Origin of the sequence: Ruminococcus flavefaciens ND2009 (assembly GCF_000621785.1) — a bacterium.
In the GTDB taxonomy this organism is placed as follows: domain Bacteria; phylum Bacillota; class Clostridia; order Oscillospirales; family Ruminococcaceae; genus Ruminococcus; species Ruminococcus flavefaciens_C.
Genome location: NZ_JHXI01000010.1, coordinates 162796 through 178200, shown reverse-complemented (window position 1 = coordinate 178200; position 15405 = coordinate 162796). Strand labels below are relative to the sequence as shown.

The 15405-nt window shown below is 51.3% G+C and carries 13 protein-coding genes; 12 read left to right on the top strand and 1 reads right to left on the bottom strand.

Features of this window, described 5'->3' with window-relative positions:
* Positions 1-36 precede the first annotated feature (36 nt).
* A complete protein-coding gene (htpG, locus tag T488_RS0102645; protein WP_028519451.1) occupies positions 37-1938 on the bottom strand; it encodes a molecular chaperone HtpG in 1902 nt (633 codons plus the stop codon).
* A gap of 462 nt (positions 1939-2400) precedes the next feature.
* Between htpG and T488_RS16800 the strand changes: the two genes are divergently transcribed.
* From T488_RS16800 to T488_RS0102585, 12 genes are all read left to right on the top strand, one after another.
* Positions 2401-2778 carry a hypothetical protein gene (locus T488_RS16800; RefSeq protein ID WP_051536173.1) on the top strand — a complete coding sequence of 126 codons (378 nt, stop codon included), beginning with the start codon at positions 2401-2403 and terminating at the stop codon, positions 2776-2778.
* Positions 2779-2912: 134 nt separating this feature from the next.
* Entirely contained in the window at positions 2913-4334 is a 1422-nt protein-coding gene (gene cysS / locus T488_RS0102635; RefSeq protein ID WP_028519450.1) for a cysteine--tRNA ligase, read from the top strand.
* 165 nt (positions 4335-4499) lie between these two features.
* The gene (locus T488_RS0102630) at positions 4500-5285 is read left to right on the top strand and encodes an MBL fold metallo-hydrolase (RefSeq protein WP_028519449.1); all 786 of its coding nucleotides are present in this window, start codon (positions 4500-4502) and stop codon (positions 5283-5285) included.
* Positions 5282-5758 (top strand): 23S rRNA (pseudouridine(1915)-N(3))-methyltransferase RlmH, encoded by a 477-nt coding sequence (gene rlmH / locus T488_RS0102625; protein ID WP_028519448.1) that lies wholly within the window; start codon positions 5282-5284, stop codon positions 5756-5758. Before T488_RS0102630 ends, rlmH begins: the two co-directional genes overlap by 4 nt.
* Positions 5759-5917: 159 nt before the next feature.
* Positions 5918-6694 (top strand): ABC transporter permease, encoded by a 777-nt coding sequence (locus T488_RS0102620; protein WP_028519447.1) that lies wholly within the window; start codon positions 5918-5920, stop codon positions 6692-6694.
* Positions 6694-7929, top strand: coding sequence for an ABC transporter ATP-binding protein (locus T488_RS0102615; protein WP_028519446.1), 1236 nt, complete (start codon positions 6694-6696; stop codon positions 7927-7929). Before T488_RS0102620 ends, T488_RS0102615 begins: the two co-directional genes overlap by 1 nt.
* A gap of 3 nt (positions 7930-7932) precedes the next feature.
* Positions 7933-8988, top strand: a complete 1056-nt coding sequence (locus T488_RS0102610) for a class I SAM-dependent methyltransferase (protein ID WP_028519445.1) — start codon at positions 7933-7935, stop codon at positions 8986-8988.
* A 3-nt stretch (positions 8989-8991) separates the two neighbouring features.
* A complete protein-coding gene (locus T488_RS0102605; protein WP_028519444.1) occupies positions 8992-9447 on the top strand; it encodes a hypothetical protein in 456 nt (151 codons plus the stop codon).
* Positions 9447-10529: a glycosyltransferase gene (locus tag T488_RS0102600; protein ID WP_028519443.1), complete on the top strand. Its 1083-nt coding sequence runs from the start codon at positions 9447-9449 to the stop codon at positions 10527-10529. The genes T488_RS0102605 and T488_RS0102600 overlap by 1 nt, the downstream gene beginning before the upstream one ends.
* A 14-nt stretch (positions 10530-10543) precedes the next feature.
* Positions 10544-11755 carry a glycosyltransferase family 4 protein gene (locus T488_RS0102595; RefSeq protein ID WP_028519442.1) on the top strand — a complete coding sequence of 404 codons (1212 nt, stop codon included), beginning with the start codon at positions 10544-10546 and terminating at the stop codon, positions 11753-11755.
* Positions 11752-12930 (top strand): glycosyltransferase family 4 protein, encoded by a 1179-nt coding sequence (locus T488_RS0102590; protein WP_028519441.1) that lies wholly within the window; start codon positions 11752-11754, stop codon positions 12928-12930. Before T488_RS0102595 ends, T488_RS0102590 begins: the two co-directional genes overlap by 4 nt.
* 39 nt (positions 12931-12969) lie before the next feature.
* On the top strand, positions 12970-15405 hold the full coding sequence (locus tag T488_RS0102585) for a hypothetical protein (RefSeq protein ID WP_196243257.1): 2436 nt from the start codon (positions 12970-12972) through the stop codon (positions 15403-15405).

Here is a 15405-nt window from a genome sequence, read left to right as displayed (position 1 = left end):
CCGCAAAGGGGGAATTTATTTTTATATGACGTCTGCTTACATCAGCTCGCAGATAAGGTTTGAGAACTCTACGGGGTCCTCTATGCTCATGCCCTCGATAAGGAGCGCCTGATCGTAGAGGAGCTTTGCGTACTTGCCGATCTTTTCCTTGTCTCCGCCCTCGCTGAGTGACTTCAGCTTGCCGAAGATCTCGTGGTCGGGATTGATCTCAAGGACACGCTGTGCGTGTATCTTCTGGTCGGTGGGCATGGAGTTGAGCACCTTCTCCATTTCCAGTGAGATCTCGCCCTCGCTGGTGAGGCATACAGGGTGGGACTTCAGTCTCTGTGAGAGAGCTACCTTTGTTACCTTGCCGTTCAGAGCCTCCTGGAGCTCCTTGAGCAGGTCTGCGCTCTCCTCCTCCTTAGCCTTGAGTTCCTCCTTCTTCTCGGGAGTGTCAAGCCCCAGATCGTCAGCGGATACGGACTTGAATTCCTTGTCCTTATACTTCATCAGTGACTTTATTGCAAATTCGTCGATATTGTCGGTGAGATAGAGTATCTCGAAGCCGTTGTCCTTGACAAGCTCTGTCTGGGGGAGCTGCTCGATACGGGCTGCACTCTCGCCTGTTGCGTAGTAGATGTACTTCTGATCCTCGCGCATTGCGGTAACGTACTCGTCAAGTGTTACAAGCTTATGCTCGTTTGATGAGGTGAACATCAGCAGATCCTGGAGTTTCTCCTTGTTCATGCCGAAGTCGCTGTATATACCGTATTTGAGCTGTAAGCCGAAAGCCTTCCAGAACTCCTCATACTTCTCACGCTCGTTCTTGAGCATTTTTTTCAGCTCGTTGCTGATGGTCTTTTCTATGCTCTTTGCGATGACCTTCAGCTGTCTGTCGTGCTGGAGCATCTCACGGGAGATATTCAGTGACAGGTCTTCGGAGTCCACAAGACCCTTTACGAAGCTGAAATAGTCGGGGAGCAGGTCTGCGCACTTGTCCATGATGAGGACGCCGTTTGAGTAGAGCTGGAGTCCCTTTTCGTACTCCTTTGAGTAATAGTCAAAGGGAGCCTTTGAGGGAATGTAGAGCAGGGCATTATATGAGGGCATCTCATTGCTGATATGAGCGTATTTGAGAGGCTCGTTGTAATCAAAGAACTTCTCTGTGTAGAAGTGCTTGTAGTCCTCCTCCTTGAGCTCGTTTTTGTTCTTCTTCCACAGGGGCACCATGCTGTTGAGGGTCTCAACTTCGATGTAATCCTCATATTCAAGGGGCTTGTTAGCCTCCTTGTCCTCCTCGGACTGCTCCTTGGGACGGCTGTGTGATACCTCCATCTTGATGGGGAAGCGGATATAGTCGGAATACTTGGTGACGAGTGACTTGATCCTGTACTGGTCAAGGAACTCGGTGTAGTTCTCATCCTCGGTGTCGTCAAGGAGCTCCAGGATTATCTCGGTACCTGCGGACTTCTTGTCGGCTTCTGTAATGGTATAGCCGTCAACGCCCTCGGACTCCCACTGATAAGCCTTGTCGCTGCCGTAAGCCTTGGTGATGACAGTGACCTTCTTGGCTACCATGAACGCGGAGTAGAAGCCTACACCGAACTGACCGATTATCTGGTTATCGTCCTCAAGCTTGTTCTCGTTCTTGAACTTGAATGAGCCGCTGTTTGCGATAGTACCCAGGTTGTTCTCCAGCTCCTCCTCGGTCATGCCGATACCGTTATCGGTTATCTTGAGTGTGCGGCTGTCCTTGTCGGCGGAGATCCAGATAGCGAAATCGTCTTTATTGAGGCCGACCTTGTCGTCGGTGAGTGATTTGAAATACAGCTTATCGATAGCGTCGCTGGCGTTGGAGATAAGCTCACGGAGGAAGATCTCCTTATGAGTATAGATCGAGTGGATCATCATATCGAGAAGTCTTTTGGACTCTGCTTTGAACTGTTTGGTTTCCATTTATAACATCTCCATAGTGAAATTAGCACTCTATCTCTTAGAGTGCTAAAACAAGTATATAACTTTTGCAGGTGCAAAGTCAAGTGGAAGAGAAAATGTTTACAATTTGTTCATATTTACGCTTTCCCTTTTCAGTCTTGACAAAACCCTGCGCTATGGTATATAATAGTGATAAGTGGTCAGTGCGTAGTGCATAGTTATACGGCTGACCGTCAATAACCAAAAGGCGTAGCAGTCAGAGTAGCTTTTCTGCGGACATTCAGAGAGTGTGCGGTCGGTGTGAGTACACGGTCGGGAGAGGTGAAGTGCGGCTGTCAGCTTCGGCAGGGAAGCGCATGAGCGTGTGTATCTGACGGCGTTTCGTCCGCGTTAAGGATAAGATGAGTTCAAGACGGAGTGGGAACGAGCATTTGCGCCTCCGAGGTATACCCTCGGGGGCTTTTGTATTGTAAGGAGGCGGAGATGAATATTATTAAATATCCCTCTGACGAGGCTTTCGATGAGGCTATGAAGTCCGACAGCAGGCTTCTCGGCGCAGTCAGCCTTGACGGCAGCACAGCCTATGTGGGGGCGGCAGAGACCGTGGGCGACCATATCGCACTTCTTGAAGCTGTGGGCGAGGAGAGCCCCTCGGGTTTTTTCAGGCTCAACTTCGACAGTATCACCGCGGACTGGACCTTCTCCTGCCCTAAGAGCTACAAGGGCATCGCGCAGGACAATGAGCGCATGGGAGCCTACTACCGCGACGGGCTTCGCGTTATCCCCGAGTTTCTGGTAATGCTGGGCTATTTCTCAAAGCTGAAGATAAAAAATCCCCCGCCCGAGATATGGTCGTTTTGATGCGTAATTGCTGCATGAACGATAATTGATCTGTAGGGGACGGCGTCCTCGACGTCCAACACATCTCAGTAAAATGTGAATAAATGCGGACGCCCGATGGGCGTCCCTACAAAATAGATTCTGGAGGAAAAAGTATGCAGTTATATAACTCATTATCACACAAAAAGGAAGAATTCGTGCCCAATGTGGAGGGCAAGGTAAATATGTACACCTGCGGTCCTACCGTATACCACTACGCCCACATCGGCAACCTGAGAAGCTACATCATGGAGGATATACTGGAGAAGGCTCTCCGCTTCGAGGGCTATGAGGTGAACCGCGTCATGAACATCACAGACGTAGGACATCTGACCAGCGACGGTGACACAGGCGATGATAAGATGCTCAAGGGCGCAAAGCGTGAGCATAAGACTGTCATGGAGATAGCAAAGTTCTACACAGACGCATTCTTCGGCGACTGCGAAAAGCTCAATATCAAGAAGCCTGATACAGTAGTTCCCGCAACTACCTATATAGACGAGTTTATCCGCGTTATCAGCAGCCTTATGGACAAGGGCTATGCCTATGAGGCAGGCGGAAACATCTACTTCGACACCTCAAAGCTGGAGAAGTATTACGTTTTCAACGATTTCAACGAGGAGGACCTTGCAGTCGGCGTCCGTGAGGGCGTTGAGGCTGACGAGAACAAGCGCAACAAGGCTGACTTCGTTCTCTGGTTCACCAAGTCAAAGTTCGACGATCAGGAGCTGAAATGGGACAGCCCCTGGGGCGTTGGCTATCCCGGCTGGCACATCGAGTGCTCGTGCATAAGCATGAAGAACAACGGCGAGTACCTTGACATACACTGCGGCGGAATCGACAACGCTTTCCCTCATCACACCAACGAGATAGCGCAGTCTGAGGCTTATCTGGGACATAAGTGGTGCAACTACTGGTTCCATGTGCTCCACCTCAACACCAACAGCGGCAAGATGAGCAAGAGCAAGGGCGAGTTCCTGACAGTATCACTCCTTGAGGAAAAGGGCTACAAGCCTGTGGTATACCGCTTCTTCTGCTTACAGTCACATTACAGGAAGTCCCTTGTGTTCACATGGGAGAACCTTGACAACGCTGTTGTGGCTTACAACAAGCTTATCGAGAAGATAGCCCCCCTCACAAAGGACAGTGCAGGCGATATTGACAAGGCTGAATACGACCGCCTTATGCAGAGCTTCAAAGACGCTCTGGATAACGACATCAACACAGCTATGGCTATTACTGTTGTGTATGACGTTCTGAAGTCAAAGGCAAACGGAGCTACAAAGCTGGCTCTTATTGCGAAATTTGATGAGGTACTGGGACTTGACCTCATTGCCAATGCAAAGGAGCTTGCAGACAATGCGGACTCCGCTTCCGATGACATACCCGATGAGGTCATGGAGCTTGTAGAGCAGCGCAAGGCTGCACGCAAGGACAAGAATTTCGCCCTCGCAGACGAGCTCCGCGACAAGATAGCAGCTCTGGGCTACGAGGTAAAGGAGACCCGTCAGGGCACTGAAATTAATAAGATCAATTAATAGTTCTGTGACTGAATGCATAATGCTGAATGCATAATTCATAATTAAAGTTTTTGCCTTATGGCAGATAGTATTGATCTTGTAAACAGGTCGGCGTAAGCCGACACATCAATTAAGCATTATGCATTATGAATTATGAATTAAAAACTGAACGGAGAATATCCAATGGCAAGACTCTATCCCCTTTTCAGCTCCAGCAAGGGCAATTCCTCGTTTATCGGAACTGAAAAAGGCGGTATACTTATAGACTGCGGCGTAAGCTTCAGACGGCTCTGCACCGCTCTGGAGGTGAACCACATACCTCTCAGCGCCGTGCAGGGAGTGTTCATCACCCATGAGCACTCCGACCACATCGCAGGGCTGGCAATGTTGACAAAGAAGACAGGTATGCCCGTATACGGGCAGAAGCGCACCCTGCAAAGGCTCTGCGACGGCAACAAGATCGCGGTGAACTCTCCCGTTATAGACATGACGGGAAAGACCATAAGCTGCGGCGGCAGTGAGGTGAGCTGCTTCAACACTCCACATGATGCCATACAGAGCTGCGGTTACCGCATACATACCTCCGATGACAAGTACTGCGCTGTATGCACGGACCTGGGGCACGTCACACAGGAGGTGGACGAGGCTCTGACGGGCTGCCGCATGGTGCTCATCGAAGCCAATTACGACGACTATATGCTCCGCACGGGACCTTACCCGCTGTATCTGAAAGAGAGGATACTCTCGGTGAACGGTCATCTCTCCAACGATGACTGCGCTGTGCAGGTGGGAAGGCTCATAGAGCGGGGAACTACACATTTCCTGCTGGGACATCTCAGTCAGGACAATAACCGTCCGCAGCTTGCGGACAGCACCGTTCAGCGAAGTCTGGACAGGTTCGCAAGAGGAAGGGACTATCTCCTCGGAGTAGCTCCCGTAGAAACTCAGGGAGGAGCAGTTATTTTCTGATGAATATCGTACTTATCGCTATCGGAAAGCTGAAGGAGGACTACCTTCGCAGTGCCTGCGGAGAATACATCAAGCGTCTGGGAAGATACTGCACTTTTGAGCTCCATGAGCTGGACGAGTGCAGACTGGGGGACAACCCTTCCGATAAGGAGATAGCTGCCGCACTGAAAAAGGAAGCGGAGCAGATAAAGCGCTATGCCAAGGGCATGATAGTACCCATGTGCATAGAGGGAAAGCAGCTCACAAGCCCCGAGCTGTCGGAAAAGATGACAGAGGCAGGCGTCAGCGGTCAGAGCACCGTCACATTCATAATCGGAAGCTCATTCGGTCTTGACCCCGAAATAAAGTCCATGGGCAGCCTCAGGCTCTCCATGTCTAAAATGACCTTCCCTCACCAGCTTGCAAGGGTGATGCTGCTGGAGCAGATATACCGCGCATTCCAGATAGCTGAGGGCGGAAAATACCATAAGTGACAAAAACGGACCCAAAAGGTCCGTTTTTTGCATTATACCGACGAATGAGCACCATTGTACTTGACAGTATAATGCGCTTGTGATATAATTAAATGATACTATGGATTTTTATGCGCATTTGGCGGAAACTCCGTCATTACGCCTTTCAAGGAGCAATAAATGAGTACGATAAAAGAGCTGTATGCTTACAGACAGATGATATTCAGCCTTGTGAAAAAGGACCTCCGCGGACGCTATAAGGGCTCGGTGCTGGGCTTTCTGTGGACCTTTATAAATCCTCTTTTCCAGCTGATAGTATACACGATAGTCTTCTCGAAGATACTTCCCAATAACATTGACAAGTATTATCTTTACCTTTTCGTGGCGCTGATACCCTGGATATTCTTCTCCTCCTCCATTACGGTGGGAGCAGCGTCCATAGTGGCGCAGAAAGACCTGGTGAAGAAGATATACTTCCCGCGAATGGTCATACCCATTTCCTATGTCACAAGCTGCTTTGTGAATATGCTGCTGTGCTTCATAGTCATATTCGCGGTCATAATAGTAACGGGAGCAGGCATAAACTTCCTGGCGGTGCTGACCCTTCCCGTCATAATGATAGTGGAGTATGTCTTTGCGCTGGGAATGGCGCTGCTGACCTCGGCGATAACCGTCTATTTCAGGGACCTGGAGCATATCCTGGGCATTGTCTCCATGGCGTGGATGTATCTTACTCCCGTTGTGTACTCAAAGTCCATCGTGCCCCCGAGATACCTTCCCATATTCAATCTCAACCCCATGACACATATAATCGACTGCTACAGAACGGTGCTCTACGACAAGCAGGTCCCCGACCTTACCACGCTGCTCTGGGCGGCTGGTCTGGGAGTATTATTCCTTATAATCGGAGCTCTGGTGTTCAATAAGCTCCAGAAGCACTTTGCGGAGGAACTGTAATGGCTGAAAATGAGAATGTAATAGAAGTCAGGGACGTCACCAAGAGCTTCAAGGTGTATCTGGACAAGGGCTCGCAGCTGAAAGAGAGACTGCTTTTCCGCAAGAGGAGCCGCTATGAGGAGAGAAAGGTGCTCCGCGGCATAAGCTTCTCTGTTAAGAAGGGCGAGGCGATAGGTCTCATCGGTCACAACGGCTGCGGCAAGAGCACCACGCTGAAGCTGCTGACAAGGATAATGTACCCCGATTCGGGAAGCATAAAGATGAAGGGAAGAGTCTCCAGCCTTATCGAGCTGGGAGCAGGCTTCCACCCCGATATGAGCGGCAGGGAGAACATCTACACCAACGCCGCTATATTCGGTCTCAACAAAAAGGAGATAGACTCCCGTATACAGAGCATAATCGACTTCTCGGAGCTGAAGGACTTCATCGATAATCCCGTCCGCACCTACTCCTCGGGAATGTATATGAGACTGGCTTTCTCCGTAGCTATAAACGTGGACGCGGATATACTCCTCATCGACGAGATACTTGCCGTGGGCGACGCCAATTTCCAGTCCAAGTGCTTCAACAAGCTCAGGGAGATAAAGTCCCATGGCACCACCATCGTTATCGTGTCACACTCTCTGGGACAGATAGAGCAGATATGCGACCGCTCAATATGGATACATGAGGGACTTATCAAGGCGGAGGGTCCGCCCAAGGAGATAGACCTTGAGTACCTTGACTATATGAGCAGGAAGATGCAGGACAGCAACAAGAAGACAGAGGAGGCTGCCGAATCAGAGGAGCCTGCCGGGAACGAGAAGGGCAAGCGCTGGGGAAGCGGCGAGGCGCGTATAAAGAGGATACGCTCCTATGCTTCGGACGGCACGGAGCAGTCCGTATTCAGAGTGGGCGAGGATATAAGGCTCACCGTTGACTACACCGTGAAAAAGCCCGTGAAGGACGCTGTTATCGGCTTCGGTATCTTCGATATGAACGGCGTACAGTGCTACGGCACCAACACAAGGATAGACAAGCTCCCCGAGATGACACTCGACAAGGACGGCACCGCTGAGATAACCATGAAGAACGTACAGCTGCTGTCGGGAGAGTATATGATAGATATAGCCATAGAACAGGGCGAGGGCATACCTGTGGACTACTACAGGCAGGCATACAAAATACAGATGATATCGGCATACGGCGATGCGGGTATCGCCCGCGTTGACCACACATGGAATTTGCAGAGGTAAAAAATGAGCAATATATCACAGTTTCTGGAAAGTATAAACAATCAGAAGGGACTGAAAGGAGCACTGAAAAGAAAGCTTTTCGGCAGCTTCTTTGCAGGGCTTCAGGCGGCTGACAGGGATATGGCGGAGCTGGAAAAGCGCTTCGGCGACTCTCAGGGAGCTGCTGCGGAAAGTCTTTCCGCACTCAGGAGCGACTTTGAGTCTGCCTGTGTAAATCTCAGGAACAACAACAACCTCATCGAGCGGCTAACCAGCGAGGAGGAGTTCCTGCGCAGCAAGCTGGGCACGGTGGAAAAGAAGCTGAAGGGCACAGTCGTTCAGTCCGCAGACGCTGCATCTGCTCCTGCGGAGGCATCTGCTGCGGCTGCGGGAAGCGGCTCTGACTATGAGGACATCGACTATTTTGACTTCGAGAACCACTTCCGCGGCTCCATAGAGAGCATAAAGAAGGCTCAGGAGTATTATCTGCGGTTCTACAGCGGCAAAAAGCACGTTGTTGACATAGGCTGCGGCAGGGGAGAGTTCCTGTCCCTCATGAAGGACAACGGCATAAACGCCGAGGGCGTGGATATATACGAGCCCTACACCGAATACTGCAATATGAAGGGGCTGAAAGCCGTCTGCGGCGACGGTGCGGACTTCCTCAGAAAGACCGAGGGCGTGGACGGTATCTTCGTGGGACAGGTGGTGGAGCACCTTACTCCCCACCAGATAATCGACCTGTGCAATACTGCCTATGACCGTCTGGAGGAGGGGGGCTGTATCATCATCGAGACCCCCAACCCCACCTCACTGTCCATATATACCAACGCATTTTATATAGACCCCTCCCATATAAAGCCCGTACACCCTCTCACCATGCAGTATTACCTTGAGAAGGCAGGCTTTACCGATGTGGAGATAATATATACCGAGAACAGCCGTCCCCCCTACAGTATCCCTGCCCTGAAATGCGATGGAGCAGAGAATACAGAGGAGTTCAATGAGGCGATGAAGCGCGTGTCCGAGATGATATTCGGAAGTCAGGACTACGCTGTTGTGGCTGTAAAGAAAGGATAAGCTATGGAAAACGAAAAGATAAATATAGAGGAGATAATGGCTGAGATAAAGCAGAGCATAAAGGAGCAGGGACTTACTGCGGATATGCTCAGCTTCGAGGACGTTCCCTACAGGAAGAACGCCCAGAGCGGCTCTGCAAGCGAGGCGCTGGACTATGTCAGCACCCATTACTATATACAGCCCTACAAGGAGCTTCAGGGCAATCCCGTAAAGGTTTTCATCAAGAAGGTCATCAGAAAGCTGACCAAGTTCTATGTTGAACCTGTTGTGTTTGAGCAGAACGACTTCAACGCCAATGCGGTAACTGTAATGAAGTCACTTGCGGAGAGCGGAAGCGCAGACCTGGGCGGCAGAGTGGAGACCCTTGAGCTTGCCAACAAGGAGCTCCTCATCAGACTTGACAAGCTGGAGCGCGAGAATGCGGAGCTCCGCAGACTCATCTCAAAGGAGAACTCCTGATGAAGGTGGTACAGCTCCTTCCCACACTTTCCTTCGGCGACGGAGTGGGAAACGACGCTCTTGCCCTCAAGGAGATAATAGCAGGTCTGGGCTATGAGACCGCTATATACGCCGAGAATATCGACAAGCGCCTCCCCGAGGGCTCTGCCATAAAGGCGGATAAGCTCACTGACCTGAAAAGCAGTGATGTGCTCATATACCACAAGTCCACAGGCACGGACCTGTCCTTCAAGATAGACAGCTACAAGTGCCGCAGGGCTATGATATACCACAATATCACTCCCCCCGACTTCTTCCGTCCCTACAGCCCCTCAGCCACACAGCTGACGGAATACGGCTACAAGGGCGTGGAGTACCTCCGGGACAAGATGGACTATGTCATGGCAGTGTCCAACTACAACAAATCGGAGCTGAGAAGGCTGGGCTATACCTGCCCCATTGACATCAGTCCCTCACTGACAAAGTTCGAGGACTATGAGCAGGCTCCCGACGAGGCTACCATGAAGAAGTACCGCGACGGCAAGAAGAATATCATATTCGTGGGCAGGATAGCTCCCAACAAGAGACAGGAGAATATCATCAGAGCCTACTACTGCTATAAGAAGCTGGAGCCGAATTCAAGGCTCATACTTGTGGGCTCCGCAAACGGCATGGAGAACTACAACGAGCGCCTTGTGAAGTATGCAGGCGCACTGGGACTCAGCGACGATGTAATATTTACGGGACATATAAAGTTCAGCGAGATACTGGCGTATTACCATGTGGCTGACGCTTTTGTCTGTATGAGCGAGCATGAGGGACTTTGCGTGCCCCTGGTGGAGTCGATGTTCTTCGGAGTCCCCATAATAGCCTATGATACCAGCGCTATTTCCGAGACTCTCGGCGGAAGCGGCGTCCTTCTGGACAGCAATGACCCCGTATTCGCGGCGGCTGTCATCGACAGAGTTGTAAGGGACGAAAAGCTCCGCAGAAGTCTCATCGAGGGACAGAAGAAAAGACTTGAATACTTCTCATACGACCGCCTGAAGGCCATCTTCACAGACTGCCTTACAGGCTTTATCGAGGGAAGAAAAGGTAAATAACAAAGGATAGAACGATGAAGAAGATAGGTTTTGTTATCCCGTGGTACGGCGAGAATATCCCCGGCGGAGCGGAAATGGAGCTCCGGCAGGTGACTGACCGCCTGCACAGGGCAGGGGTGGAGCTGGAGATACTGACCACCTGTATAAAGGACGCAGGCTCGGACTGGAGCCGCAATTTCCACAAGGAGGGCACGGAGACTGCCTCAAACGGCATAACCGTAAGAAGGTTCAGAGTGGGCGAGAGAAATGCCGCGGCTTTTGACGCGGTGAATGCAAAGCTCATGAAGGGCATGAGGATAACTCCTGCCGAGGAGGACATCTTCCTTACGGAAATGGCGGAGTGCTCTGCTCTCTACGGCTATATGAAGGAGCACAGCGAGGAGTACAGCCTCTTTGTGTTCATTCCCTATCTGCTCTGCACCACCTATAACGGAACGAAGATGTTCCCGGAGAAGTCGGTGCTGATACCCTGCTTCCACGACGAGGCTTATGCCTATATATCCCGGTATAAAGAGGTATTTCCCAAGGCTGCGGGAATGATATTCAATGCCCGTCCCGAGTCTGAGCTTGCCGAGAGGCTCTACGGCTTCTCAAAGAGCGGCACCAGGACCATAGTCATGGGAATAGGCATGGATACTGATATAAAGCCCGACGCCGACGCCTTCCGTAAAAAGTTCGGCATAGACAGCCCCTTTATCGTCTACGCGGGACGCAAGGACAAGGGCAAGAACGTCCACACGCTGGTGCAGTATTTTGCGGAGTATCTCAAGCGCCGCGACACCGACCTGAAGCTGGTGCTCATGGGCGGCGGCAGCATAGAGCTCCCCGATGAGCTGGTAAGGCAGAAGCGGATAATCGACCTGGGCTTCGTGGATATACAGGACAAATACAACGGTCAGGCAGCGGCAGAGTTCCTCTGTCAGCCCTCAAAGAACGAGAGCTTCTCCCTTGTCATCATGGAGAGCTGGCTCTGCGGACGCCCCGTGCTGGTGCACAGCGGCTGTCCTGTCACAAGGAACTTCGTATCGGAGTCCGACGGCGGTCTCTATTTCGGTGACTACTTCGAGTTCGAGGGCTGCACCGACTGGATCCTCCGCAACAGGGAAAAGGCTGCGCTCATGGGAAGAAACGGCGGAGACTACGTCCGCAGCAATTTCGCATGGGACGTGATCGTCGAGAAATACAAGAAGTTTTTCGCAGAAGTCATCGGAGAAAGGGAACAATGAAAAGGATAGCGCTTGTAAATCAGAGATACGGCCTTGAGGTAAACGGCGGCTCGGAGTACTACACAAGGCTCATTGCCGAAAGGCTCACGGGCGAGTTTGAAGTGGATGTCATTACCACAAAGGCTCTTGAATATACCACATGGGAAAACTATTACACTGCCGACGAGGAGGAGATAAACGGAGTAAGAGTGCTCCGCTTCCCTGTTGAGAAGCCCCGTGCAAAGGACTTCAACGAATTCAACGGTAAATACCTCGCTTCCGGCAGCTACGACACAGAGACAGAGAAGATATGGTTTGAGAAGCAGGGACCCTATTCTCCTGCGGCTATCGACTATATCCGTGCCTCAAAGGATAAGTACGATGTGTTCATCTTCGTGACCTATCTCTACTACCTGACAGTACAGGGACTCCCCGAGGTGGCTGAGAAGTCCATAATGATACCCACCGCTCACGATGAGCCCTTCATACACTTCGAGACCTACAAGACCTTCTTTAAGCTGCCGAGGGCTTATGTGTTCCTCACCGATGAGGAGAAGGCTCTGGTGCAGGGACTTTTTCACTGTGAGGATATACCCTGCCGCGTAATGGGCACGGGAGTTGAGGTGCCCTGTCAGCCCGATGAGGCTGCATTCCGCAGCAAATTCGGCATAGAGGGCGATTATATCATATACGTTGGACGTATCGACGAGGGCAAATGCTGCCCCGAGATGTTCAGATACTTCCTTGAATACAAGAAGCGCCGTCCCGACAGTTCCTTAAAGCTGGTGCTCATGGGCAAGCCCGTCTGCGAGATACCGAAGCACAAGGACATAATCAGTCTCGGCTTCGTCAGCGAGGAGGACAAGTTCAGCGGCATATCGGGAGCAAAATGCCTTGTGCTGCCGTCCAGATTTGAGAGCCTGTCCATTTCCGTCCTTGAGGCTATGACCCTGTCCGTTCCCGTTATCGTAAACGGCGGCTGTGAGGTGCTCAAGGGGCACTGCGTCAAGAGCAACGGCGGTCTCTACTATACCGATTACTTCGAGTTCGAGGGCATAATTGACTATGTGTTCTCCCACGACAGGGAGTACGCAATAATGCGCAGAAATGCCGAAGCCTATGTGGAGGAGAACTACCGCTGGGAGGTAATAATGCGCAATTTCAGCGAGATGATAAACAATATCTGCAAGGAGTGAAAGTATTAGATGTTATTTGCTGCGATATGCCTGGCCGGAGTGATATTCAGTATGCTGTGCGGCGTGGTATGGTTCAGGAACAAGAACCTTATCGAGGGCGTTATAATGGGAACTGTCATGTGGTTCTTCGTTCATATCGTTGTCAGCATGGGGCTGTTCGTCATAGACAAGTACACCGTCTTCCGTGCAGGCTTCGGAGCCGCTTCGGTGAGCCTTGTGCTGCTGGTGCTGGCGGTGTTCCTGCGCAGGAGCAAGCCCTTCCGCTGGAAGCATATCTTCAGGCACGACCTTTCCCTGAAGGATATGCTCATACCACTGATAATAAGCCTTCTTGCCCTTCCCCTTGTCTCCACCAAGAACGAGTTCTTCGGCATGGGACAGGATCAGGGAGTGTACCAGACACAGGCGATACTCTTCATGAACGGCGATACAAAACGCCAGAAGGATATAACCGAGTATCATGACGTCACCTCCGACAGCGAGAGAGCGGCGTTCAATTACAATATCCACAGCAAGCTGGCGGGACTTGATATTCCCCATGCGGAATACCCCGACACCGTATATGACAGGAGCGTGGGAGAGTCCTCGGGAATAATCCACGGTATCCCTACATATTCGGCTCTGCTGGCAATGTGGGGAAGCATATTCGGCATGGAGCATATGGCAGACTTTGAGACCGTGCTCTTTGTGTGCCTCATATTCGTCATCTACTTCATAACCCGTTCACTCAAGCTCAAAAAGACCACATCTGCCTGTGTCTGTGCTCTCACGGCGCTGGCTCCCGTTATAATATGGACGGCAAAATCCTCCCTTACGGAGATACTGCTCACCCTGATACCTGCGGTCTTCCTCTACTTCATGACCGATGAGGACAGCAAGCAGCGGTGGATGTCCATAATCCCCGTGGCGGTCTTCGGCTGCTACCATGTATCCCTGTACACCATGGTACCCATGTTCATCATGGTATACGGCGGAATGTATGTGTTCACAAGAGAGCGTCAGTATGCGGTGCTCATGCCCGTGACCGTGGCAGGGTATCTGGCAAGCTTCTTCATGATGAAGCAGGTGCAGCCCTTCTACACCATGAACAACTACAGCCCCCTCTTTGTGGGCGGCATAAACGTCAACAATATCACCACAGTAGTCATCATCGGCTCTGCTGCTGCATTTGCGGCTGTCATCATCTTTGACCTCATAGTGAAGAAGCTGACAAAGAAGGACTTCTCACAGAGGAGGTTCCTGAAAAAGGCTTCCGCATCAAAGCCCTTCGGCATTCTGCTGAGGCTGCTGATAATACTGCCCTGTGTATATATCATCATAAAGGCTTTCAGGAATTACAGCAACTGGGACGAAGCCAGCCATGTTACGCTCTGGGGCTTCTGTGCAAACGTGGGATTCTTTGTGCTGCCTCTGGCAATAGTTTTCGCCGTTATTTTTGCGAAGTCCTTTGCCGAGTCACATCAGCGCCTTGTGGTGTTCATCATGTTCTTCTACTGTGTACTGGTCTACTCAGCCTTCCTGCGCCCCGAGATACAGTATTATTTCTACTATTCACGCTATCTGGCTCCCTTTATACCTGTGGGTCTCATATTCAGCGGACTGGCTCTGGACCGCTTCGGCGGAAAGCTGTTCATACCTGCGGCTGCGGCGTCATTCCTGCTGACAGCAAGATACGATGCCTACCTCATGTGGCATAAGGACGACACCCGTATGGAATGGAGCGTTCTCAGCGACCTTACCGACTTTGTGGAGGAGGGCGACTGCGTGGTCATCTCCAATGATTACGCTCAGAAGCTCTGGCTCCCCATAAGGAGCATGACAGGCGCTCATGTCTACCCCGAGGATACAGCGGACCCCGAACAGCTGGACAGACTTGCCGCAAGATACGGCAGAGTAATGGTCCTGACAAAGGATATACTTGGCGAGGAGGACTACACCTCAATATACTCCAACAGGATACACCATATCGAGGACGATATGGTAAATACGGGAACCATCATTCCAATGCCCAAGTTCTTCTACAGCTTTGTTGAGGAGATACACCTTTACTCCTACGATAAATACAGATTTATCTACACCGCCGAGGGAGACTACTCCAAGATGAGCGGCTTCGGTCCTCTTGAGGTAAGCTTCTGCTGGACAGACAGTGAGGAGGCACAGGTGGAATGCGGTCTTTATCCCGGAGATTATGACATCACCATGGAAATGGGCTGCGGTATCCCTCTTGATAAAATAGGCAAAGATAAGATAGAGGTCACCCTCCTGCTCAACGGCGAGGAGATAGGCACACAGGCGATAACTCAGGAGAATAACGGTCAGCCCCTCCGCTTCACCGCTGAGGAGGACCAGGTGCTTGAGGGCGAGAATATCCTTGAGATACGTTCTCCCCTGTGGAGCGCATCGCTTTCAAATCCCAATGATGACCGCGAGCTGGGCATACCCGTCAGCTCGGTGCGTTTTTCGCCGGTCGCATAA

Excerpts from the sequence above, each read along its gene's own strand:
- htpG (WP_028519451.1), bottom strand. The coding sequence starts at position 1,938 with ATGGAAACCAAACAGTTCAAAGCAGAGTCCAAAAGACTTCTCGATATG.
- T488_RS16800 (WP_051536173.1), top strand. The coding sequence starts at position 2,401 with ATGAATATTATTAAATATCCCTCTGACGAGGCTTTCGATGAGGCTATG.
- cysS (WP_028519450.1), top strand. The coding sequence starts at position 2,913 with ATGCAGTTATATAACTCATTATCACACAAAAAGGAAGAATTCGTGCCC.
- T488_RS0102630 (WP_028519449.1), top strand. The coding sequence starts at position 4,500 with ATGGCAAGACTCTATCCCCTTTTCAGCTCCAGCAAGGGCAATTCCTCG.
- T488_RS0102620 (WP_028519447.1), top strand. The coding sequence starts at position 5,918 with ATGAGTACGATAAAAGAGCTGTATGCTTACAGACAGATGATATTCAGC.
- T488_RS0102615 (WP_028519446.1), top strand. The coding sequence starts at position 6,694 with ATGGCTGAAAATGAGAATGTAATAGAAGTCAGGGACGTCACCAAGAGC.
- T488_RS0102610 (WP_028519445.1), top strand. The coding sequence starts at position 7,933 with ATGAGCAATATATCACAGTTTCTGGAAAGTATAAACAATCAGAAGGGA.
- T488_RS0102605 (WP_028519444.1), top strand. The coding sequence starts at position 8,992 with ATGGAAAACGAAAAGATAAATATAGAGGAGATAATGGCTGAGATAAAG.
- T488_RS0102600 (WP_028519443.1), top strand. The coding sequence starts at position 9,447 with ATGAAGGTGGTACAGCTCCTTCCCACACTTTCCTTCGGCGACGGAGTG.
- T488_RS0102595 (WP_028519442.1), top strand. The coding sequence starts at position 10,544 with ATGAAGAAGATAGGTTTTGTTATCCCGTGGTACGGCGAGAATATCCCC.
- T488_RS0102590 (WP_028519441.1), top strand. The coding sequence starts at position 11,752 with ATGAAAAGGATAGCGCTTGTAAATCAGAGATACGGCCTTGAGGTAAAC.